Raw genomic sequence first — 22,387 nt, 5'->3', positions numbered from 1 at the left:
CGCCGCCGTTGTGAAGGCGGCGCGCGTTTCGGTCGTAATGCATGTACTGCATGTAACGCCCGCAACACACGCAACGCCCGTAATGCACTATCCGGCCCATCCCGTCGCGCCCGCCTTTTTAGTGTGGACGCGTCTTACGATCGAGCACGCATGAGCCGTTCCGCTTCTTCGCGCCTGCAAGCGCCCTGGTTGTTGATTGCGCCGAGCCTGGTGTTGGCGCTTTTCATCATCAGTTATCCGATTTTCAACATCGTGTGGCAATCGCTGCATGAGGTCTCGCGCTTTGGCGCGATCCGCGATTTCACCGGTCTGCAGAATTTCTATACGATTTTCAACGACCCCGCGTTTCTCGCCGCCGCTCGACGGACGATTGTCTGGACCGTGTTCGTGGTGGGTGGCACGGTGCTGATTTCGGTGCCGGTTGCGCTGATTCTGAATCAGGACTTCTATGGCCGCGGTGTGGCGCGCACGATTGTGATGCTGCCGTGGTCCGTCTCGCTGACGATGACCGCCGTGGTATGGCGCTGGGCCTTCAACGATGACTACGGCATGGTTAATGTCACGTTGCAGCGGCTTGGGTTGATCAGTGGCCCGATCCATTGGCTCGCGACGCCGGAACTCGCGTTTCCCGTGGAGATCGCGGTGGGTATCCTGGTGTCGATTCCATTTACGGTGACGATTCTGCTTGGCGGGTTGTCGTCGGTGCCGGGCGATATTTATGAAGCGGCGCGCATGGATGGCGCCACCGCATGGCAGCAGTTTCGCAAGCTGACGATGCCGCTTTTGCGGCCGTTCATCAACATGACGATTCTGTTGAATGTGATCTACGTATTCAATTCTTTCCCGATCATCTGGGTGATGACGCAAGGCGGCCCGGATAACGGCACGCATATTCTTGTCACGTATCTTTATGAGCTTGGTTTCCGGTTGGGACGTCCCGGCGAAGCCGCGGCGGTGTCGCTAATCATGCTCGTCATGTTGTTCGTTTTCTCGATCGCTTATCTGCGCCTGCAGCCGGCGAAAGAAGGAGAGACGTCATGAGTCTTAGCGTCAAGACGAAGCGCTCGTTGTGGTGCTGGTTGGCGCTTTCGCCGCTGATTGTGGCGGTGCTGTTTCCGTTTGCTGTGATGTTATTTACTGCCCTGAAGCCGGCTACGGAGATTTTTGTTTATCCGGCGCGGTGGTTGCCGGTGCATTGGCAGTGGAGCAATTTCTCGGATATGTGGGTTGCGGCTAACTTTGGCGTGGCGCTGAGGAATAGTTGCGTGATTAGCTTTCTGTCGACCGCGCTGGCGTTGGCAGTGAGCTTGCCTGCGGCTTATGCGTTGGCGCGGTTTCCGTTTCGTGGGAAGGGGTTGTATTCGCAGTTTCTGCTGGTGACGCAGATGTTGTCGCCGATTTTGCTGGTTGTTGGTCTGTTCCGGCTCGCTGCGATGATTCCTTATGGGGATGGGAATCTGGTTGACTCCAAGATTGGTGTGATCGTTTCCTATGCTGCGTTCAATATCGCGTTTGCGGTTTGGATGTTGTCTTCGTACTTTCAGACTGTGCCGCGAGATCTTGAGGAGTCGGCCTGGTTGGAAGGGTGTGGGAGGACGAGGGCTGTTTTTAAGGTGTTCTTGCCGTTGGCTGTGCCTGCGATTGTTGTTACCGCGATCTTCACGTTTATCAATGCGTGGAATGAGTTTGCGGTGGTTTATACGCTGATTCGGTCGCCGGAGAATAAGACGCTTACCGTGCAGGTGACCGATATGGTCGCGGGGAAGTACGTCGTCGAATGGCATCTGGTCATGGCCGCGACCCTCTGCGCGACATTGCCGGTTTCGATTGTGTTTGCCTGGTTGCAGCGGTTCCTGGTGAAGGGGTTGGCGTTGGGAGCGGTGAAGTAGGTCTTTTGAAGCGCGGCGGGTTCTATCCTGCCGCGTTCGCCGAGGTTCAGGAACTTGGGCCTGCTTTGCAATTCCACGCGCATCAACCAGACGACGTCCATCGTGCGGTCGAGCACATCCGTCAGCGAAACCGGGAAAACCCCTAGGCAACGCGGTTAAGCCCCCTGCCCAGTTCTGTCACGGTTTTAGCGTTCACGTCGAATGATCATTACCCTTGGGATAACAGACGCGTCCCAAGCGTCATTGAACCGGTGCACCTCGCTCCCTAGACTTGCCTCATGTCCTGAGCGAGAGTCCACATGTCCAGTCAAAGTCAGACCCAATCCCGCTGGGCCACGCGCCGTGCGGAAAAACATCGCCGCCTCGCGCGGGTTGCATCGATCGCGGATGGCATGGTGCTACCCACCGAGCGCATCGTCGATGTCCTGCAGGCGCTCGTCGCCCCGGGCGACCGCGTGGTCGTCGAGGGCAACAACCAGAAACAGGCCGATTTCCTGTCGCGTTCCCTCGCGAAAGTCGATCCGGAAGTCGTCCACGACCTGCATCTCATCATTCCGAGCGTGAGCCGCGCCGAGCATCTCGATCTCTTCGAGCGCGGCATCGCCAGAAAGCTCGACTTCGCGTATGCCGGCGCGCAGAGCCTGCGCATCTCGCAGTTCCTGCAGGACGGCATCCTCGAAATCGGCGCGATCCATACCTACATCGAACTCTACGCGCGGCTCTACGTTGACCTCACGCCGAACGTCGTGCTGTGCGCCGGCTACAAGGCGGATCGCGAAGGCAATCTCTATACGGGTCCGAGCACCGAAGACACGCCGTCGCTCGTCGAAGCCGCCGCGTTTCGCGACGGCATCGTGATCGCACAGGTCAACGAGATCGTCGACGACCCGAAGGACCTGCCGCGCGTCGACATCCCCGGCTCGTGGATCGATTTCGTGGTGCAGGCCGACAAGCCGTTCTTCATCGAGCCGCTCTTCACGCGCGATCCGCGCCTCATCACGCCGATCCAGGTGCTGATGGCGATGATGGCGATCCGCGGCATCTATGAGAAGCATCAGGTGCAGTCGCTCAATCATGGCATCGGCTTCAACACGGCCGCGATCGAACTGCTTCTGCCAACCTACGGCGAGAAGCTCGGTCTCAAGGGCAAGATCTGCCGCCACTGGACGCTCAACCCGCATCCGACGCTGATCCCCGCGATCGAAACCGGCTGGGTCGACAGCGTGCACTGCTTCGGCGGCGAACTCGGCATGGAAGCCTACGTCGCGCAACGGCCCGACATCTTCTTCACCGGCCACGACGGCTCGATGCGCTCCAATCGCACGATGTGCCAGCTCGCGGGGCAATACGCGGTGGACATGTTCATCGGCTCCACGCTGCAGATGGATGGAGAAGGCAACTCGTCGACGGTGACGCACGGGCGGCTCACCGGCTTCGGCGGCGCGCCCAACATGGGCCACGATCCGCACGGCCGGCGCCACGCGACGCCCGCGTGGCTCGATCTGCTGCAGACGGACAGCCCGCTGGAGCGCGGCCGCAAGCTCGTCGTGCAGATGGTCGAGACGTTCCAGGCGGGCGGCCAGCCGACCCTCGTCGAATCGATCGATGCGGTCGAGGTCGGCCGCGAATCCGGCATGCCGCTCGCGCCCGTGATGATCTACGGCGACGACGTCACGCACGTGCTGACCGAGGAAGGCATCGCGTATCTCTACAAGGCGCGCTCGCTCGAACATCGCAAGGAGATGATCGCGGCCGTCGCGGGCGTCACGCCGATCGGTCTCAAGAGCGACGCGGGCAAACTCGCGGCGCTGCGCCGCGATGGCTTCGTCGCGCTGCCCGAGGACCTCGGCATCCACCGCAGCGAAGCGAGCCGGTCGCTGCTCGCCGCGAAGAGCATGGCGGATATCGTCGACTGGTCGGACGGGCTGTACGAGCCGCCCGCACGCTTTCGGAGCTGGTAATGCGCGAGAACCTCGCAATGAACGCGGCGCAGCCGCTGCGCCAGGCGCCGGACCTGGCCGACCGTTTCGGCGCGCATGTGGTGGAAGCGCTGATTGAAGAAGTCACGCTCGCGCCGAAGCCCGGACTCGTCGATATCCGCAGCCGCGGCGCGCATCACGATCTCGACTGGAAACTGATGTGCGCATCGGCGCTCGCATTGCAGCCGACGTTCGTTGAACTGGCGCGTGCAGGCACCCAATCGCAACCGCTGCTCGCGCTGCGTGAGCGCATCGGCGCAATCGGGCGCGACGGCGAAGCGCGCATGCTCGATGCGACCGGCGGCGTGAATACGCATCGCGGCGCGATCTGGGCGCTCGGATTGCTCGTGACCGCTGCGGCGCGCGAAGTTTCGGATCTTGCGCCGCAAGCCGTCGCCGCGCGCGCTGGTTCGATCGCCCGCGTGCAGGATCGTCACGCGCCTGCGATCACCGGCAACAAGGGCGAGCAGGCCTGTCTCGACTACAACGTCGGCGGCGCGCGCGGACAGGCGCAGGCGGGCTTTCCGCATGTCGTGGATGTCGCGCTGCCGGAGCTCGCGCGCTCGCGCATTCGCGGCGACAGCGAAACGGCCGCGCGCCTGAATGCACTGCTCGCCGTGATGGCGAGCCTCGACGACACCTGCGTGCTCGCGCGCGGCGGACCCGAGGCGCTCGCCGAGATGCAGGACGGCGCGTGGCGCGTACTGGAACAAGGCGGTGCCGCCGCGCTCGCGGGGCGCCGTCAACTGAAGGCATTGGACCGGCGCCTCGTCGAACTGCACGTATCGCCCGGTGGCGCCGCCGACCTGCTCGCCGCAGCCCTGTTTCTCGACCGGCTTCGTAGCGAAGCCCCTCAAACGTCGAACGCATAGGAACACACATGGAAACCATCGTCCTCGAATTCCCGGCGGGCCAGCCCGCACAAGGCCGCGCGCTCGCGGGCGTCGTCGCCTCGGGAGACCTCGAAGTGCTGCTCGAAGCGAACGCGGCGCACCGCACCGTCGTGAATGTCACGACCTCCGTCGACGGTAAGGGCCGCCTCTGGCAGGCCGTGCTCGAACGCATCTTCGGCGACGGGTCGCTCCCCGCCGCGAAGCTCGAAATCAACGATTCGGGCGCGACGCCGGGCGTCGTGCAGATGCGCATCGGGCAGGTCTTCGAACAACTGAAATCAACCGGCGGAGCGTGATGATCATGGATACACAGCAACTGCTCGAACGCCAGAGCTTCATCGAGCTCGATGCGCGCAGCCGCGCGAAGAAGCTGCTCGATGCAGGCACCTTTAGCGAACTGCTCGACCCGTTCCAGCGCGTCACGTCGCCGTGGCTCATGCGCCAGGGCATCGTGACGCAAGCGGACGACGGCATGGTCGTCGCGAAGGGCACCATCGACGGCCAGCCCGCCGTGGTGCTCGGGATCGATGGCGGATTCCAGGGCGGCAGCATGGGCGAGGTGTCGGCGGCGAAGATCGCGGGCAGCCTCGAACTCGCCGCCGAGGACAACCGCAACGGCATCCCGACGCGCGCCGTCATCCTCTTCGAAACGGGCGGCGTGCGCTTGCAGGAAGCCAATCTCGGGCTCGCGGCGATCGCGGAAATTCACGCAGGCATGGTCGACTTGCGGCGCTACCAGCCGGTGATCGGCATCACGGCCGGGCCGATCGGCTGCTATGGGGGCATGTCGATCGCGGCGGGACTGTGCAGCTATCTGATCGGCACCCGCGAAGCGCGCCTGGGCCTCAATGGTCCGGCGGTCATCGAACAGGAAGCGGGCATCGCCGAATTCGATTCGCGCGACCGTCCGATGATCTGGAGCTTCACCGGCTGCGAGCAGCGGCATCGCACGGGACTCGTCGACGACTACGTCGCCGACGACGCCGACGCGATCCGCGCAGCCGTCATCGAACGCTTTCGCGCGGGGCGGCCCGAGGCATGCCGCAGCGAGCGCGTCGCGGGTTTTCTGACGCGGCTTTCCGAGGTCGATCCGGGCGTGCAGGCCACGCCGGAACAGGCGGCCGCCATCTACGGCAAGGGGTTTCAGTTATGAGCACACAAGAGCTTTCGAAGCGCGGCGCAGTCTGGCTCGACGCGCTCACTTACAGCGCGCCGTTGCAGGCCGGTTATCCGCCTTCGGTGCGGGTCGCGGATGCGCGGTTGGGCGACCATCCCGCGCGCTTCATCGCCGTGGTGCCCGATCCGGACAATCCGTTCCCACGGGCGCGCGGCGGCGAGGTCGGTCTCGTCGAAGGATGGGAAGTGGCGCGCGCGGTGCGTGAGGTCGTCGATGCGGACAGCAAGCGTGAAGAGAAGCGCGCGATCGTCGCAGTGATCGACGTGGCGAGCCAGGCGTACGGCCGGCGCGAGGAAGCGTACGGCATCCACCAGGCGCTCGCCGCAGCCGCCGATGCCTACGCCAGCGCGCGTCTCGCGGGCCATCCGGTGATCGGGCTGATCGTCGGGCGCGCGATGTCGGGTGCGTTTCTCGCCCACGGCTATCAGGCCAACCGCCTCATCGCACTCGCCGATCCGAAGGTCATGGTCCACGCGATGGGCAAGGAATCGGCGGCGCGGGTCACGCTCCGCTCGGTCGCCGATCTCGAAGCGTTCACGGGGCGCGTTCCGCCGATGGCCTACGACATCGACAACTACGCATCGCTCGGGCTGCTCTGGAAACTCCTGAGCGTAACCAACGCCGATGCGCCGACCGGCGCCGATCAGACCACCGTCGAGAAGGCGCTGCAGGTCGCTTTCGACGACATCCGCAACGACCCGTCGCGCGGTCTGGAAAGTCGGCTCGGCAGCGCGCACCGCGCGGCCTCCGCGACGGTTCGCCGCAAGCTGCGGGAGCAATGGCGGTAGAGCTTCAGTTCTCGCACCGCCTCGTCAGAAGCCAATAAAGGTATTACAGGAGACATGAAATGATCATCTATGGAACTGCACTTCTCGCGTTCTGCCATCTCGCGGGACTCTTTCTCGGCGACCTGCTCGGCGTCGCGATCGGCGTGAAGACGAACGTCGGCGGCGTCGGCATCGCGATGCTGCTGCTGATTTTCCTGAAACTCTATCTGCAAAAGAAGGGACTGCTGCCGAAGGAAACCGAATTCGGCGTCGGCTTCTGGGGCGCGATGTACATCCCCGTCGTGGTGGCGATGGCCGCCAACCAGAACGTCGTGGCCGCGCTCAAGGGCGGCCCCGTCGCACTGCTTTCGGCAATGGGCGCTGCGGCCGTCTGCGCATGCTGCATCGCCGTTCTTTCCCGCACCGGTCGCGACAGCACGTCGTTCGTGAACGCGCCGCATCTTGAAGAAATCTGAATCAGGAGTTAGTCATGTTGCAAATTCTCGATAAAAATCTGATTCAGAACGGCCTCGTCACTGCGTTCGCGCTGGTGGGCCTCATCATGTGGGTGTCGTCGCTGATTTCGCGCAAGCTGACCTTCGGGCGCGTGCACGGCTCGGCAATCGCGATCGTGATCGGCCTCGCGCTCGCCTATGTCGGCGGCGCATTCACCGGCGGACAAAAGGGCATCGCCGACCTGCCGCTCTTCACCGGCATCGGCCTGATGGGCGGCGCGATGCTGCGTGATTTCGCCATTGTCGCGACCGCGTTCGAGGTGCAGGCGACCGAGGCGCGCAAGGCGGGAATGATCGGCGTGGTGTCGCTGCTGCTCGGCACTGTGCTGCCGTTCATCGTCGGCGCAAGCATTGCTTACGCGTTCGGCTATACCGATCCCGTCAGCATGACGACCATTGGCGCGGGCGCGGTCACGTATATCGTGGGACCGGTGACGGGCGCGGCGATCGGCGCGAGCTCGGATGTGATCGCGCTCAGCATCGCGACGGGCCTCATCAAGGCGATCATCGTGATGATCGGCACGCCGCTCGCGGCCGGTTTCATGGGACTGAAGACGCCGCGCTCCGCGATGATCTTCGGCGGCCTGGCGGGCACGGTGAGCGGTGTGAGCGCGGGGCTCGCCGCGACCGATCGTCGGCTCGTGCCTTACGGGGCGCTGATCGCGACGTTCCATACGGGCGTCGGCTGCCTGCTTGGACCTTCGCTGTTGTTCTTTGCGACCAAGGCTTTGATGAGCGCTTGATGCGCCTGGGAGAATCCTCTTGTCTACCGCTTACGAACCGCTTCGCCCGCACGACCTCCTGTGGATCAGTGAGCGGGAGGACCTTCGTTCGACATCGGTAGTACCTGGATGGGCCTCGCGCGAGTGGCTTTCGCACGCGCCGGTGGTCGTGCGGCGCGAAGCGGTCAGCGAGCAGGGCGTGGTGCCGGTCGGGCTTCGCGGTCGTGCACGCAGTGAGCGGTTCGCCGCTCACGTGGCGCGCGAGCGCATCCGTCTCAGCGTCACGCCCGAGGCGCTCGCTACAGGCCGCGCCTGGCGGACGAAGGCCGCACTCGCCACCCTGCCCTGCGTGCGCGCACTGAGTCGCATCGCGCCAGAACTCGACCGGCTTCGGTTGACGTGGGGCATCACCGGCAGCGTCGGCTTTGCGCTTGCGAGCGGCGTGAGCACGCTGCGGCAGGACAGCGACCTCGATCTGCTGCTGCGCGCATCGAAGCCGCTGCCGCGCGACGAAGCCCGCTCGCTTCTCGCGTTGCTGCAAGCGTCGCCCGCGCGCATCGACATGCAGGTCGACACAGGCCACGGCGGGTTCGCGCTCGCGGAGTGGGCCGGCAACGCGGATCGCGTTCTGCTGAAGACGGGGCGTGGCCCCTTGCTCGTATCGGATCCCTGGGTTGGCGACATATCATGAGCGTACTGTTCACATTCCCCGGTCAGGGCTCACAGCGCCCGGGCATGTTGCATGCGCTCCAGTCTCACGCCGAAGCCGCTCGAACACTGCAAGAAGCCAGCGACACGTTGGGCTACGACGTCACATCGCTCGACGATTCCGATTCGCTGCACTCCACCGTCGCGGTGCAACTTTGCGTCTTGATCGCGGGCGTCGCTCAGGCGCGCGTGATGAGCGCCTGCGGCTACGAACCCGACATGGTGGCCGGGCTTTCGATCGGCGCCTATCCGGCCGCCGTGATCGCAGGCGCGCTTCAATACGCCGACGCCGTGAAACTCGTCGAGCTGCGCGGCCAGTTGATGGAACGCGCCTACCCGAGCGGCTACGGCATGACTGCGATCATCGGTATGACGCAGCGGGCGCTCGAACGACTGATCGCGCAAGTGAACAACGAGGCCACGACCGTGTTCCTTGCGAACATTAACGCAGAAACGCAGATGGTCGTTGCAGGAAGCGATGCTGCCATGCACCGCCTTACGACGCTTGCGATCGAACACGGGGCGCAACGCTGCGAGCGTCTCGACGTGGCGGTTCCGTCGCATTGTGCTTTGCTCGACGCACCCGCGGTGGCGCTCGCCGATGCCTTTGGCCAGATCACCGTGCGCGCGCCTCGTATTGTGTATCTGAGCAGCAGCATTGCACGCCCGCTTTTTGACGGCCCGCGCATCGCGGCCGATCTTGCGGGCAACATGGCGCGGCAGGTGCGCTGGCATGACACTGTGAGGCTTGCGTGGGAACGAGGCGCACGCCTCGCCGTCGAGATGCCGCCGGCCAACGCACTGACCCGGTTGAGCAGCGCGATTTTCACAGAGGGGATCGCGGTGAGTTGCAGCGAGACGGCGCTGCCGGACCTTGGCGCGCTGATCGAGCGGGAACGGGCACGCGAGTGAGAGCTGAAACCTCAACCAGCCCTTCTCGTGCAAAGACGGCAGACGGCCATCAGCGCCAACAGGTTCGGGTCGCGCTCGCGTGCGTGCAGGAAGCTGACACCGATTGACTGGCGCATCAGGTATTGCGGCTTGAGAGGAATGAATTGCACCTTGTCGCCGAACACGCCACGCACGCGGCCTGGTAATAGCGTATAGCCCATCGGCTTATACACAATTTCCAGCGTGACCGCCGGCACGTAACTTCTGCAATGTCTTGGCAGCGACATGAACCTCTTTGAGTCCCAGCCAAATAGCTTTCGTGCCGGGTTCGCCATCGCCCTTGCGGCCGAGGAATCCGCCCAGGCGCGCGATCAGGCGCAGCACCTCGTTGAGCTTGGGCTTGTCCGGCTGCTTGACGTCGGTCAGCAAATACGCGCCACGAATTTCATCGACATCGAAGAACAGTTCGGCATCCAGATCGGGGCAACTGCGACCCATGTGCATCAGACGGACGATTCGCCAAGCCACGACCAGAAACAGCGCCAGCGCGCGTTCGAGCCGTTCGATCGCGCCCAGTTGCAGCGCCTCGACCCGGCAACCGTTCTTCAGCACGTTGAACAAGATCTCGATTTCCCAGCGCGCCCGATACCAGTCGATCAGTTCAATCGCTTCCTGCAACGTCGTGGCTTCGCGGTTGGTCAGCAAGCGCCATTCGATCGGCTTGACGCCGCCTGGTGCATCAAACTCACGCGCCACCAGACACGTGGCCGCAACGCTCTGACCAACGCCTGCCGGCAGTTCGATGCGCCGCAACCATACGTGCTGACGCACCTGGCGCGCCTTCACGCCGTGACGCGAGCCCATCGTGAAGGCAATCTCGCCCAGCGGTGTGCCTTCTGTCGTCGCTGTCCATAGCTTGGCTCCCTCGGGCAGCGCGCGGTCGTGGGTCGAGCGAATCAGCCAATCCGCCGGCGTGCCCAACTCCTGCGCCCGCACCATCAGCGCGAGCATGTCTGCCTCGCGATCAGCGACGTACACCAGTCGCGTGTGTGGCAGGCTCGATGCCGTTTCCGCTACGCGCTCGTAACCCTCGATCCAGCGCAGGCTTTCCTTGAGGCCGCCGCGCTGGCCCTGCGCGTCCTTGGGCTCACGCGCCCACATCCATGCGTCGAGTACACCCAGCGGCACCCGCTCAGGCGTCACCGCATAGGTCGGATGCAAATACATCCCGCGCTGCATCTCATAAGACAGTGGCCCAAGGCCCGCGGCCTGCCGGCCGTTGAAATCCAGTTCCGTGGTGTCCTGCAGGCACAACACGACCGACTGAGCGGCCATTCGTTGCTCGGTCTGCCGCCAGTGCGGTTCCAGAATCGCACTCCACTCGACCTCGCCGTTGTCGAAGAAGCGGTACGCCGCCATCGTCTCGCCCCAGCCCCGACACGCCTGCGGCACGCCAGCCGTCGGCTTGGCCGCCAATCGTTCCATCAATGTCCTCGCTCGCTTGTTCAAGCGCGCGTCGCCAAGGTCGAGGTCAGCAAATTCGGTTTGCGTCCAGCACGGTGCTTCCAGGGCCAAGGCGTTCACGCAAAAAGCGAGAGTAAACGCGATGCGCCGAAAGTTTACAAGCCCCCGTCGATCTCATTGCCCGACGACGGTTTGTTCCGGCCTACGGTTGCGGAGGGCTGACTTGTGTATAAGACGATGCGTATAGCCGACCCCGCCGCTCACAAGGTTCATCAGCGAAAAAATATCGCCGACTTTCATGGTTACATTCGGCGTGAAGTCCGCGACGCGAAACGCCTCCATAAAGCCTCGATATGTCACGAACCCCTCGCCGAGAGAAACAAAGGTCTCGTCGCGGCAGTCCCGCAGATCGACCGCCTCCTGATTCGCGTATGGTGAACCGGCAGGCGCCGCGAAAAAGATGTCGTCTTCGAAAAGCGGGATGGATTCGACTTCGGGCTCGCCGTCCGGCAAGGCCATCAGGGCCGCATCGACGGTGCCCTGTTTCAGCTTGTCGAGCAGTTCGGCATTCGAACCAAGCACGAGTTCGACCTGGAGCATCGGTCGCCGCACCTTGATGTCGACGACGATGTCAGGCACGGTCCTGATGGTCAGCGAGTACAGCGAGCCGATCTTCAGCCGGTCTGACGAATACCCCGCCGCCTCACGGGTCGCGTGAATGCCGGCGGACATCAGAGTGAGCACCTCTTGCGCCACATCGGCGAGCATTTGTGCAGCTTCCGTCGACTTGAGGTTGCGGCCTTCATGCCGGAACAGCGCACATCGTACGCCCTGTTCGAGCGAGTGCAGCGCTCGATGCACGCTGACCGTGCTCACGTTCAGCGCTTCGGCCGCCTTCGACAGGTTTCCGGTCTCCATGAATGCGAGCAGGAATTCCAGCTTGCGAAAGGTGATCTCATCGTCGATTCGGTCGCGCATTTCGATGCAGGGAATGGTCGAAATTGACGATTATCGGCGCATGAGACTGCTGGACAAGTAGCGATAACCCCGCATTCTTCGCGACAAGCGGGCGGCGATCGTTCGATCATCCCGCTCGTCACGAAGAGGCGGAGGTCATTGGCCTGGCGCGAAGACTGTGCAACGGCTTCGTGGGGCGGACAGCATTCTCCTTCCCAGGATGGCGCTAGAACGCCTCGCCCAGTTGATCCAGGACTGATGGATTTTCGAGGGTCGAAACATCCTGTGTGACCTGTTCGCCTTTAGCGAGGGAACGCAGTAGTCGCCGCATGATCTTCCCCGAGCGTGTTTTCGGCAGGTTGTCGCCGAACCGGATGTCCCTGGGTTTGGCGATGGGTCCAATTTGCTCGCCAACCCATTTACGCAGGTCGGCAGCGAGTTGCCGGGCTTCCTCGTCGGATGGGCACTCGCGCTTGAGCACCACGAAGGCGCAGATCGCCTCTCCGGTCACTTCGTCGGCGCGTCCCACCACGGCCGCCTCGGCCACCAGTGGGTGAGCGACCAATGCAGACTCGATTTCCATCGTCCCCATCCGGTGCCCGGAAACATTGAGCACGTCGTCGATGCGACCGGTGATCGTGAAGTAACCGCTGTCCTTGTCGCGGATCGCGCCATCGCCGGCAAGATACACGTCACCTCCGAGCTCGGCGGGGAAGTAGCTCTGCTTGAAACGGTCGGGATCGCCCCAGATGGTACGAATCATCGATGGCCATGGGCGCTTTATTGCGAGAATACCGCCGCTGCCGTTGGGCAACGCTTGCCCTGTTTCATCGACAACCGCCGCCACGATGCCCGGCAGGGGAAGCGTGCACGAACCCGGCACGAGCGGAGTAGCGCCGGGCAAAGGCGCAATCATGTGGCCTCCCGTTTCGGTCTGCCAGAACGTGTCGACAATTGGACAGCGGTCGCCGCCGATATTGTGATGAAACCACTCCCACGTATCGGGGTTGATTGGTTCTCCGACCGTGCCGAGCAGCCGCAAGCTCGATAAGTCATAGCGACCAGGGTGGATTTGCGCATTTGCTTCGGCGGCCTTGATCAGTGACCGGATAGCCGTGGGCGCGGTGTAGAAAATGCTTACTTTGTGGCGCGCAATCATTTCCCAGAAGCGACCGGCGTTCGGATAAGTTGGCACGCCTTCGAATATGACTTGCGTCGCGCCCACCGCGAGCGGACCGTACGCGATATACGTATGCCCGGTGATCCAGCCGATATCCGCGGTGCACCAAAATACGTCCTCGGACTTGATGTCGAACGTCCACTGCATCGTGAGCATGGCCCACAGCAGGTAGCCTGCCGTGCTGTGTTGTACCCCTTTAGGCCGGCCAGTAGAGCCGGAGGTGTACAACACAAAGAGGGGATGCTCGGCGTCCACGGGTTCGGCCTCGCATGTCTCGGATTGGCCCTCCGACATCTCGTGCATCCAGCGGTCGCGCTCCTCGATCCAGCCGATCTCGCCGCCCGTTCGCCGATAAACCACCACATGACGTACGGATTCGCAGCCTCCCATGGTGAGCGCTTCGTCCGCGATGGACTTCAGCGGGAGGGTCTTCCCGGCCCGCATTTGCTCGTCCGCCGTGATCAGCACTAACGCGCCGAGATCGGTTATACGCTCCTGTAACGCCTTCGCGGAAAAGCCCCCGAACACCACTGAATGGGTCGCTCCGATACGCGCACAAGCCTGCATCGCCACCACACCTTCGATCGACATCGGCAGATAGATGACGACACGGTCTCCTTTGGCAACTCCAAGGTTCTTGAGCGCGTTCGCGAATCGGCAGACCCTGGCATGCAGCTCCCGGTATGTGACGCTGGTTAGTGTCCCGTCATCTGCCTCGAAAAGGATAGCCGACTTATCGCCGTTCCCGTTTTGCACATTGCGGTCGAGGCAGTTGTATGACGCATTCAGACGACCGTCACCGAACCATCGGTAGAAAGGGGCATTGCTGTCGTCAAGAACCTCGGAAAATGGCTTAGACCAAAAAAGTTTGCTGCGGGCCAGGCGAGCCCAAAATCCCTCGTAATCCTTTTCAGCCTCGGCGCAAAGCGAGTCGTAGGCTTCCATGCTCGCGATTGTCGCCTGCTTTGAAAACGCAGCGGGTACTTCGAAAACGCGACTTTCCCGCTTCATTAATTCGATGTCGGGCATTGTGTCTCCTCCGAATGGCTTCATGAGTAATTCCCCGGACGGCTTCGCCGCATGTCTCGCCACGCGCTTCGATTCGGCTCGCGCGGTTGTACTTTGTTTTTCGTAACGTAACCCGCCGCCATCAACAGATCAATTAACCTGGATAGCGGATAGTTAGCCTCGGTGAAAATTCAGGTCTTGCGCTTGACCTGGCGTGTTCAGAAGCGGGATCCAACTTGAATTCGTAGCTGTCGGCTCCTGCCGCGTCAGAGACGTGTCACTTCACCGCGATTGCGTATCGGCTGTCGCTGACAAGATCATCGATCGAACATCAATCTTTCGGGGTGACTCGTCACCTCCATGCCAGGTACTGGAAGTTTTCTCCTGGTGGGTTGCAGCGAGCGTCTATGCGCGAGCCTCCCAAATTCTTCGGCCGTGTCGAGATCGTAGACAGTCACCGCCCAGAACTGTTGTGCCGGCACGTTCGCTGCGATGTGCAGCCGATAGGTCTTGCCGCCGTCCAGCGGTTGTTACGGCGAATTTGGCGAGCGCGTGCAGTCGGCCAGTTGCAGACGCTGGCCTACGCACGCTTGGGAGCTTTCAAAGGGCTGCTCCTCGCCGGACAACGGTCAGTTGTCCGGGCCACTCGCTCATTTCGGCGGTCGTCACTTGAGCGTCGTCGAGATCCAATCCAAATGGATAGATTAACGTTGCAGCAAAGAGCGGCGCACGCGATGCCTCCAGGTAATGAGGTACGTTGTACGTAAGGGGCAAACGGGTAAATTTCGCCCTGCTGATCAGCACCGATCCCACACTTGCGGTGCTTGCACCCAGGCGGACCTCACATGCGCACGACGAAAGCATAAAGTTATCCGCCAGTCTGCCGATATAACAGCGAAGAACATGCGCCGCGCATTGACGCGGCGCGTCTCGCCGAGGCGAGACGCAAGAAAAAAGCAGTCGCACAAGACTGATACAAAATGAGAGAGAGGGCCGATGACTGGTGTCTACAACCCCCTGCTTGTCTGCCTGTCGCTGGTGGTCGCATTCCTTGCGTCCTACACGGCGGTGGAACTGTCCGGCGGCCTGAACGCGCTCGCGAGCGCGAAACGGCGGCCGCTATGGCTCGTCGGCGGCGCGGTGTCGATGGGCCTCGGCATCTGGTCGATGCACTTCATCGGCATGCTCGCGTTCTCGCTGCCGATTGCTGTCGGCTACGATTTCTCCATTACCGCGGCGTCGCTGTTCCTCGCGATCAGCGTGTCGCTGATCGCGCTTGCCACCGCGAGCCGCGGCGCGCTGTCGCGCAGGCGCCTGTGCGTCGCCGGGACAATCATGGGCATCGGCGTGGCCGGGATGCACTTTACCGGCATGTATGCGCTGCAGATGTCGCCGGGAATCGAATACACGATCTGGAAAGTCGCGCTTTCGGTGGGCGTGGCGATCGCCGCTTCGATGGCGGCACTCTGGCTAGCTTTCACGCTGCGCACGCCGGACGTCGAGAATCTCGTCGTCAAGCGGCTCGGCGCGGCCTTCATCATGGCGATCGCGATCACCGGAATGCACTATTTGGGCATGAGTGCGGCCAACTTCGCCGCCGGCAGCTTGTGCCTCTCGGGCGCAAAGCTCGATCCGAACTGGCTTGCGCTCGTCATCACGGCGACGTCGTTCGCCGTGCTGGTCGGCACGCTCGCCTTGCTCGGCTTCCATACGAGCAGCCTCTCCCTCTCGCTCAAGCGCGCGAACCGCCAACTGCAATATCTCGGCACGCACGATGCGCTGACGAAGCTCCCGAACCGCCAGCAACTCTCTTTGCGGATCGCTCAGGCGGTCGCCGAATGCACGCGGAGGGAATCGGCGTTCGCCGTGCTCTTCATCGACCTCGACGGCTTCAAGTCGATCAACGATTCGCTCGGCCACGGCGTCGGCGACGACTTGCTGCAAGTCTGCGCCGAGCGTCTGTGTCAGGACTTGCGCCGTACCGACATGGTTGCCCGGCTCGGCGGAGATGAATTCGTGATCGTGGTCGAGAACGTGACCGATGCGTCGTCCGCCGTGGCGGTCGCCAATGGCGTGCTGCGGCGCCTCAGCCAGGAGGTCGTCGTCAACGGACTGCCGCTGCGTGTGAGCGCGAGCATCGGCATCGCGTACTACCCGCGCGACGGCCGCAATGCCGACGAAGTACTCCACAGCGCGGACGCCGCGATGTATGTCGCCAAGCAAAGCGGGCGCAACACGTTCCGGGTGTTCGAGCCGCAGATGAACCACACCGCGCTCAAGACGCTGATCCTGCAACGCGATCTGCATCGTGCGTTGAGTGACAGCCAACTCAGCGTGTCGTTCCAGCCGAAGTTCAGCGTTGCATCGCAAGCGGTGACGGGCGTCGAGGCACTGATCCGGTGGCATCATCCCGAACTCGGCGAGATTCCTCCGCTCGAATTCATCCCGATCGCGGAACGCTCGGGCCTCATCATCGAGATCGGCGACTGGGTGCTGCGTGAGGTTTGCCGCAACATCGCACTATGGGACGCGCAAGGGCTGCCCGCGATTTCCGTGGCGGTGAATCTTTCACCGATCCAGTTCAACGTGCCGGACCTGGTGGCCCGCATCGATGCGCTGATCGGCGCAGCCGGCGTCGATCCGCGTCGCCTGATGTTCGAGATCACAGAAACGACGGCGATGCAGAACATCGAGAACACGAGCCAGGCGATCGAAGCGCTGCAGTCGCGCGGCTATACCGTTGCCGTCGACGATTTCGGCACCGGATTTTCGAGCCTCGGCTATCTCCAGCGCTTCAGGTTCGACCAGATCAAGATCGACGGCTCGTTCATGCGCGACCTCGACTCCGCCGGCCAGCGCGGCAGTGCATTGCTGTCCGCAGTCGTGTCGCTCGCTCGCGCATTGCAGATCGAGGTCGTCGCGGAAGGCGTCGAGACGGAGTCGCAATTCCGCACGCTCAGCGAACTTGCCTGCGATCAGGTGCAGGGTTTCCTGTTGAGCCGGCCGTTGCCCGCCGCCGACCTCCTCACGTTCCTGCGTTGCGCTGCGGACCGGATCGTCGCCCCCGGGCGCGTCTACGGCACGCCTGCAGGGTAAGGACGGGCACCGGTCCCGGCCGTTTCGACGCCTGCGTCGATTTCCTCAGCTTCGCTAATCCGTCATGCTTGCGCTGAGGCTCATCCTATTGCCAGCGGTTGCCCCGCGGAGGCGATAGGGGTAGCCCCGCATAATTACGGCCATTTCAAAAACGACTGCCCGAGAACCAGTAGCGCCTCGAACTGGGTTACCAGTTCAAGACATACAACAAACAACAACGAGTAAGAGGGCCCGGGACAATCGTAGCGGGTCAGCCAAGGATCGGTTTCGTCGAGCAGTGGGCGCATTTCACTGCGTGGAGGACCGCGGGTCCTGAAACTATCTCAAACTCTTGACCTTGTCCCAGGCGCGTTGAAGCACTACGTCCGGATCGACTGCAGGACGCACGAACATCTCCGGCTGCAGGCGCGTTTCGATCATCGACAGGTGGACGTGCATGCTCTTTACCGCGCGCGCGGTGTCGCCATCGATCAATGCGTCGACGATGTCGCGATGTTCATCACACGAGCATTGCGACGCAGCGCCAGGCTCTGCGACAAAAAACGCCTCCAGCATGAGGATGCGACTCACCAGTTCCTCGAGTTCACGCGTGACGAACGGATTGGCGCAGAACGTCGCCAGCAAGTGGTGAAAGCGGCTCGACAATTGAATGGACAGTGCGCGGTCGCCGCGGCGGATGGCATCGATTTCGTGCGCGCTGTGAACGCGTAACTGCTCGACCTGGGCAGGCGTAAGCCGTCCTGCGAGCCTTGAAGCAACGCCGCCTTCAATGATTCGCCGCGCCTCATAGATTTCCCTCGCCTGTGAGAGGCTCGGGTGACTGACGAACGCCCCGCGATGTGCAATCACCTCGATCAATCGTTCGTGTCCCAAGCGCTGCAGCACTTTGCGCACGCGCTCGCGCGAAACGCCGAATATATTCGCAATGCGGGTCTCGACTAACTGGGTGCCTGGTTGCAGTTGCCCTGTCAGGAGCGAGGTGGACAACGCCTCGTAGATCAGATCTTCCGTCTTAGCCTTCACTGCGCCTCACCTCTTTTCATACCCGCTCACTCGTTCTACAGAATTCCCGCGATTATCACATCAGCGACTATTGCAACGCTCGCTGCTTCAAATTCACCCGCTGTGCGCCGTTGCTCCGAGGCGCCCTTTCCTGTGCGTCTTCACCCTTGGGACATAAGTGCACGCCCGAAACGGCGAACACCACCGAACTTCATCCATTTATTTTGTCTGGGGTTTACGCGATTTATTTTCAGCCGTATTGTGCACCACACCGACTTGATTGTGCACAATCCAAACCCCTCTGCATTTGCGCCGCTACGGTCCGGTTGTCATGCACGGGATGGTGCCACCCGACTAACGCACGTCCGGACTGAAATCCAATCGAAACATTCCCGCCGAGGGAGTGGCCCTAACCGTAAGGAGTACCAGTATGTTGTGCAGCTCTCGAGTCGTACGTTCGCTGTCTTTGGCGATGTGGCTGGTGTCCGGAGGCCTTGTCGGCGCCGCGGCTCATGCGGAGACGGTGGATTATTTCAAGGCGCAACTCGCCCCCTACAGCCAAAAGCCGACGTTCGTCCCAGCTGGCCCGGCCTTTGACGCCAGTGCTTGCGCGAAAGGCAAGACCCTGTTCGCGGTTCCCCAGTCGAGCGCCAATCCTTTCACCGATACCATCGCCAAGGCGATGACTGCCGCCGGCAAAAAGATCGGACTGAACGTTACAGTCTGGCAAAACCAGGGCAATCGCCGTGAGTGGGTGCAGGGCATGAACACCGCCCTGAACGAGAAGGCGAGCCTGATCGATCTGATTGCAGGTCCCGATCCCCGCGCGCTCGTGCCGCAGATAAAAGAGGTATCCGCTGCCGGCATTCCAACGGTTGCGTCGCATTTCAACGGCTACGAGCAGTCCGCTGAGATCGCCAAGTTCGGGGCCGGCGATGTGCCAATCGATTACTTCAAGGCGGGCTCGCTGCTGGTCGATCGGGCAGCGGTCGTTACCAATGGCAAGCTTCACGCTTTGCTTGTCACTTCTCCCGGGATCCTCTCGTCCGACTCCATGCTCAACGGCATGAAAACCGAACTCGCCAAGTGCAGCGGCTGCACGGCCAAGACTTTGGAGTTCCCGGACAACTGGGCGAGCAAGATCACACCGGGCGTGCAGTCCGCGTTGTTGTCGGATCCATCGATCAACTACATTGTCGTGATGTACGACCCGATGACCCAGTTCGTCGTCCCGGCTGTGACGATCACCGGCTCGAAAGCGAAGATCGGCAGTTTTAACGGTACGCCGTTCGCCATTGGGCTGGTTCAGCAGGGCAAGGTCGACATGATCATTGGCGAGAATCTCGACTGGATCGGGCACGCGATCGTGGACGCGGACTTACGCCGGATGTGCAGCATGAAGCCCGTCACCAATCCGCAGATCCCGCTTTATATTTTCGATGCGTCCAACGCGGCCGACGCAGGAACGCCGCCGCAATTGTCCAAGGGTTACGGTGACGCGTACGTGTCCGGCTACGCCAAGCTCTGGAAGTTGCAATGACTCCGCATCCGTTCGTTGCCAACGAGCCAGGCCGGCCACCCGCGCTCGAGCTTATTTCGCTTTCCAAGACGTTTGGAGGTCAGAAGGCGCTCGACAATGCCGCGCTCAGCGTCAGGCAGGGTGAAGTTCACGGCTTGCTGGGCACGAACGGGTCTGGCAAGTCGACGCTCATCAAGGTACTGGCGGGTTTTCATACGCCGGATGCGGGCAGCCGCCTGCTTATTCGGGGCGAGGAACACCCGTTGCCATTGCCGCCGGGCCGGGCGAAGAAGCTTGGGCTCAGCTTCGTGCACCAGCATCTCGGCTTGATACCTTCGCTCAGCGTGCTCGAAAACATGATGCTGGGGCCTCTCGCGGACGATCAGCGCCTGTTTCTTAACTGGGCAGCGCAGAGGCGCCGCTGCGTGGCTGCAATGGCGCGCTATGGCGTGGAGATCGACCCGCGCGCGACCGTCTCCAGCCTCCAGCCGGTCGAGCGTGCGCTGCTCGCCATTGTTCGCGCGGTCGAGGAACTCAACGAAGCGGACGGCGGCGTGTTGATACTCGACGAGCCGACCCCCTTTCTCCCGAGACGCGACGTAGAGCGGTTGTTCTCCGTGGTGCGCCGGGTCGCCGCGGAAGGCGCGGGGGTGATCTTCGTCTCGCACGACGTGGATGAAGTCAAGGAAATCACGCACCGCTGCACGATCTTGCGGGACGGCCGTCTTGCGGGTGTGTTGACTACGTCCGATACAACCAAGGCCGAGTTCGTCGAACGGATCATCGGCCGCAAGCTGGAGCGTCACGTGCGCGGCGCGCTCAACAGCGAAGCAACGGCGGCAGCGGCACAGGTGATTGATCTGTCGGGCGAAGGGGTGGACGCGGTGTCCATCGCTTTGCGTCGCGGCGAAGTCATCGGACTGACGGGGCTGGTGGGCTCCGGCTACGCGAACGTGCCTTATCTGCTGTTCGGCGCGAAAAAGGCTCGCGCCGGAAGTTTTCAGCATGCCGAGGGCCGTGTCGACCTCACGGCAATGACGCCCGCACGCGCGATTCGCCGCGGCATTGTGCTGATTCCTGGTGATCGTGCGAACGCCGCGTCCATTGGCACCTTGCCCATCACCGATAACGTCACCATGCCGCTACTGGGCACCATGTTCCCGGCTTACCGCATAGCGCGCAACGCCATGACCCGCCTTGCACTGGACCTCGGGCGCCGTTTCGAAGTCATGCCGAACAATCCGTCATTGCCCATGGATGCATTGTCGGGCGGCAACCAGCAAAAAGTTGTGCTGGCGAAATGGCTGCAGACAAAACCGTCGCTCGTACTGCTCGACGAGCCCACACAAGGCGTTGATGTAGGCGCGCGGGCGGCCGTCTTCAATCAGATCCAGGCCGCAACCGATGACGGCGCAATGGTGCTTTGTGCGAGTTCCGACTACGAACAGCTCGAGCAGATCGCAGATCGAGTGCTTATTTTCGCCCATGGCCGGATCGTTGCGGAACTACAGGGTGCAGCCATTAGCAAGACGGCAATCGCCGAGCTTTGCTATGCCCATTCAGAAGGATTTATAACCGACATGGATACCGCGTCATGAGTGCATCGTTGAAAACCGGCGCTACGGTTCGTCGTCAAACCGGCCAATCGGTTGCCCACTGTGCGGAACGTTACGGGTTGATTGTTGTATGGGTCGTCATGTTCGTGGTGTTTTGCGCGTTGCGGCCGAGCACCTTTGCGACGTGGGCGAATTTCTCGACGATCCTGGGCTCTCAGGCCGTCCTCGTAGTCGTGGCGCTGGGTGTGATCGTGTCATTGACTGCAAATGACTTCGATTTGTCGATCGCCAATACGCTGACGCTGTCTTCGGTCATCGTCGCCATTCTGAACGTCAATGTGGGACTTCCGCTAGGCGTTTCCGTGGCGATGGCCTTGGCGGCCGGCGCGTTGATTGGATTTATCAATGGCTTTTTCATTATCGTTTTCCGCATTCATTCGTTGATCGTGACGCTTGGCGTGGGTACAGCCGTTCATGGCATTGGATTGTGGATAAGCGACTCGCAGACAGTCAGCGGCATCAATCCGATTCTCAGCAATTACGTGATCGTGCGCCGTCTGTTCGGCATCCCTTTCGTTTTCTATTACGCCATTTTGCTAGCGGCAATCGTCTGGTATGTGTTCGAGTTCACGTCGCTTGGGCGACGGGTGCTATTCGTGGGGCGCGGTCGGGAAGTGGCGCAGCTTAGCGGCATTCATACCGACAGGCTGCGCTGGATGTGCCTGATCTGCTCAGGGTTGTTCGGCGCGTTGGCAGGCGTCCTCTATGCCGGAACCCAGGGCGCGGCCGATCCCGTTTCAGGTGACTCATATCTACTTCCTGCACTTGCTGCGGCCTTTCTGGGTTCGACCAGTATCTTGCCTGGGCGCTTCAATCCGTGGGGAACGACCATCGCCGTTTACTTCCTGGTGACCGGCATCACCGGCCTGATCTTCCTTGGCTTCGGTTCGTTTATCCAGGACATGTTCTACGGGGGCGCACTCGTGCTGGCAGTTACCTTGTCCCAACTGGTTCGAGGAAGGCAGGAGCAAAGCTTTTGACGGTTTTTGCTGAGCGCGTTCTCT

20 protein-coding genes and 1 pseudogene are annotated in these 22,387 nt (G+C 62.0%); 15 read left to right on the top strand and 6 right to left on the bottom strand.

Annotated features, from left to right (window positions below):
• Positions 1 to 150 precede the first annotated feature (150 nt).
• The 11 genes from P0D84_RS23665 (at position 151) to mdcH (ending at position 9,562) form a co-directional block, all read left to right on the top strand.
• Positions 151 to 1,041, top strand: a complete 891-nt coding sequence (locus P0D84_RS23665) for a carbohydrate ABC transporter permease (RefSeq protein WP_408340923.1) — start codon at positions 151 to 153, stop codon at positions 1,039 to 1,041.
• Positions 1,038 to 1,889 (top strand): carbohydrate ABC transporter permease, encoded by an 852-nt coding sequence (locus P0D84_RS23660; RefSeq protein WP_408340921.1) that lies wholly within the window; start codon positions 1,038 to 1,040, stop codon positions 1,887 to 1,889. The genes P0D84_RS23665 and P0D84_RS23660 overlap by 4 nt, the downstream gene beginning before the upstream one ends.
• Before the next feature lie 299 nt (positions 1,890 to 2,188).
• Complete coding sequence (gene mdcA, locus P0D84_RS23655) at positions 2,189 to 3,850, top strand: malonate decarboxylase subunit alpha (RefSeq protein ID WP_408340918.1); 1,662 nt, start codon at positions 2,189 to 2,191, stop codon at positions 3,848 to 3,850.
• Positions 3,850 to 4,740 carry a triphosphoribosyl-dephospho-CoA synthase gene (locus tag P0D84_RS23650; RefSeq protein WP_408340916.1) on the top strand — a complete coding sequence of 297 codons (891 nt, stop codon included), beginning with the start codon at positions 3,850 to 3,852 and terminating at the stop codon, positions 4,738 to 4,740. The genes mdcA and P0D84_RS23650 overlap by 1 nt, the downstream gene beginning before the upstream one ends.
• Positions 4,741 to 4,748: 8 nt before the next feature.
• Positions 4,749 to 5,057, top strand: coding sequence for a malonate decarboxylase subunit delta (locus tag P0D84_RS23645; protein WP_408340914.1), 309 nt, complete (start codon positions 4,749 to 4,751; stop codon positions 5,055 to 5,057).
• A 5-nt stretch (positions 5,058 to 5,062) separates the two neighbouring features.
• Complete coding sequence (locus tag P0D84_RS23640; RefSeq protein ID WP_408340912.1) at positions 5,063 to 5,914, top strand: biotin-independent malonate decarboxylase subunit beta; 852 nt, start codon at positions 5,063 to 5,065, stop codon at positions 5,912 to 5,914.
• The gene (mdcE, locus tag P0D84_RS23635) at positions 5,911 to 6,726 is read left to right on the top strand and encodes a biotin-independent malonate decarboxylase subunit gamma (protein ID WP_408340910.1); all 816 of its coding nucleotides are present in this window, start codon (positions 5,911 to 5,913) and stop codon (positions 6,724 to 6,726) included. The genes P0D84_RS23640 and mdcE overlap by 4 nt, the downstream gene beginning before the upstream one ends.
• A gap of 59 nt (positions 6,727 to 6,785) precedes the next feature.
• The gene (gene madL, locus P0D84_RS23630; RefSeq protein WP_149675622.1) at positions 6,786 to 7,181 is read left to right on the top strand and encodes a malonate transporter subunit MadL; all 396 of its coding nucleotides are present in this window, start codon (positions 6,786 to 6,788) and stop codon (positions 7,179 to 7,181) included.
• 14 nt (positions 7,182 to 7,195) lie between these two features.
• Positions 7,196 to 7,963: a malonate transporter subunit MadM gene (madM, locus tag P0D84_RS23625; RefSeq protein WP_408340908.1), complete on the top strand. Its 768-nt coding sequence runs from the start codon at positions 7,196 to 7,198 to the stop codon at positions 7,961 to 7,963.
• A 19-nt stretch (positions 7,964 to 7,982) separates the two neighbouring features.
• A complete protein-coding gene (locus tag P0D84_RS23620; RefSeq protein WP_408340906.1) occupies positions 7,983 to 8,633 on the top strand; it encodes a malonate decarboxylase holo-ACP synthase in 651 nt (216 codons plus the stop codon).
• Positions 8,630 to 9,562 carry a malonate decarboxylase subunit epsilon gene (gene mdcH / locus P0D84_RS23615; protein WP_408340905.1) on the top strand — a complete coding sequence of 311 codons (933 nt, stop codon included), beginning with the start codon at positions 8,630 to 8,632 and terminating at the stop codon, positions 9,560 to 9,562. Before P0D84_RS23620 ends, mdcH begins: the two co-directional genes overlap by 4 nt.
• An 11-nt stretch (positions 9,563 to 9,573) precedes the next feature.
• On the opposite strand, the pseudogene P0D84_RS23610 reads toward mdcH, so the two are convergent.
• The 5 genes and pseudogenes from P0D84_RS23610 to P0D84_RS23590 form a co-directional block, all read right to left on the bottom strand.
• Positions 9,574 to 9,765 (bottom strand): annotated as a pseudogene (locus P0D84_RS23610) (LysR family transcriptional regulator); the annotation flags it as partial.
• A 1-nt stretch (position 9,766) separates the two neighbouring features.
• Entirely contained in the window at positions 9,767 to 11,116 is a 1,350-nt protein-coding gene (locus tag P0D84_RS23605; protein WP_459252212.1) for an IS4 family transposase, read from the bottom strand.
• Between the two features lie 63 nt (positions 11,117 to 11,179).
• Positions 11,180 to 11,983 carry a LysR family transcriptional regulator gene (locus P0D84_RS23600; protein ID WP_408340903.1) on the bottom strand — a complete coding sequence of 268 codons (804 nt, stop codon included), beginning with the start codon at positions 11,981 to 11,983 and terminating at the stop codon, positions 11,180 to 11,182.
• 205 nt (positions 11,984 to 12,188) lie between these two features.
• Positions 12,189 to 14,171, bottom strand: a complete 1,983-nt coding sequence (gene acs / locus P0D84_RS23595) for an acetate--CoA ligase (RefSeq protein ID WP_408340901.1) — start codon at positions 14,169 to 14,171, stop codon at positions 12,189 to 12,191.
• Between the two features lie 296 nt (positions 14,172 to 14,467).
• Positions 14,468 to 14,674, bottom strand: coding sequence for a DUF1214 domain-containing protein (locus tag P0D84_RS23590; RefSeq protein ID WP_408345927.1), 207 nt, complete (start codon positions 14,672 to 14,674; stop codon positions 14,468 to 14,470).
• Positions 14,675 to 15,146: 472 nt separating this feature from the next.
• Here P0D84_RS23590 and P0D84_RS23585 point away from each other — a divergent pair, with 472 nt between their 5' ends.
• Positions 15,147 to 17,246, top strand: a complete 2,100-nt coding sequence (locus tag P0D84_RS23585; RefSeq protein ID WP_408340899.1) for a putative bifunctional diguanylate cyclase/phosphodiesterase — start codon at positions 15,147 to 15,149, stop codon at positions 17,244 to 17,246.
• A gap of 318 nt (positions 17,247 to 17,564) precedes the next feature.
• Here P0D84_RS23585 and P0D84_RS23580 read toward each other — a convergent pair whose 3' ends face one another.
• Complete coding sequence (locus P0D84_RS23580) at positions 17,565 to 18,269, bottom strand: GntR family transcriptional regulator (protein ID WP_408340897.1); 705 nt, start codon at positions 18,267 to 18,269, stop codon at positions 17,565 to 17,567.
• A 451-nt stretch (positions 18,270 to 18,720) separates the two neighbouring features.
• Here P0D84_RS23580 and P0D84_RS23575 point away from each other — a divergent pair, with 451 nt between their 5' ends.
• The 3 genes from P0D84_RS23575 to P0D84_RS23565 are packed head-to-tail and all read left to right on the top strand — an operon-like array spanning position 18,721 to position 22,363.
• On the top strand, positions 18,721 to 19,788 hold the full coding sequence (locus tag P0D84_RS23575; protein WP_408345924.1) for a sugar ABC transporter substrate-binding protein: 1,068 nt from the start codon (positions 18,721 to 18,723) through the stop codon (positions 19,786 to 19,788).
• Positions 19,785 to 21,365, top strand: coding sequence for a sugar ABC transporter ATP-binding protein (locus tag P0D84_RS23570; RefSeq protein ID WP_408340895.1), 1,581 nt, complete (start codon positions 19,785 to 19,787; stop codon positions 21,363 to 21,365). Before P0D84_RS23575 ends, P0D84_RS23570 begins: the two co-directional genes overlap by 4 nt.
• Positions 21,362 to 22,363 (top strand): ABC transporter permease, encoded by a 1,002-nt coding sequence (locus P0D84_RS23565; RefSeq protein WP_408340893.1) that lies wholly within the window; start codon positions 21,362 to 21,364, stop codon positions 22,361 to 22,363. The genes P0D84_RS23570 and P0D84_RS23565 overlap by 4 nt, the downstream gene beginning before the upstream one ends.
• Positions 22,364 to 22,387 lie beyond the last annotated feature (24 nt).

This window comes from Paraburkholderia sp. RL17-337-BIB-A, assembly GCF_046025895.1.
Lineage (GTDB): Bacteria > Pseudomonadota > Gammaproteobacteria > Burkholderiales > Burkholderiaceae > Paraburkholderia > Paraburkholderia fungorum_C.
The sequence above is the reverse complement of the archived record's forward strand: the minus strand, read 5'-3'. Positions and strand labels throughout refer to the sequence as shown.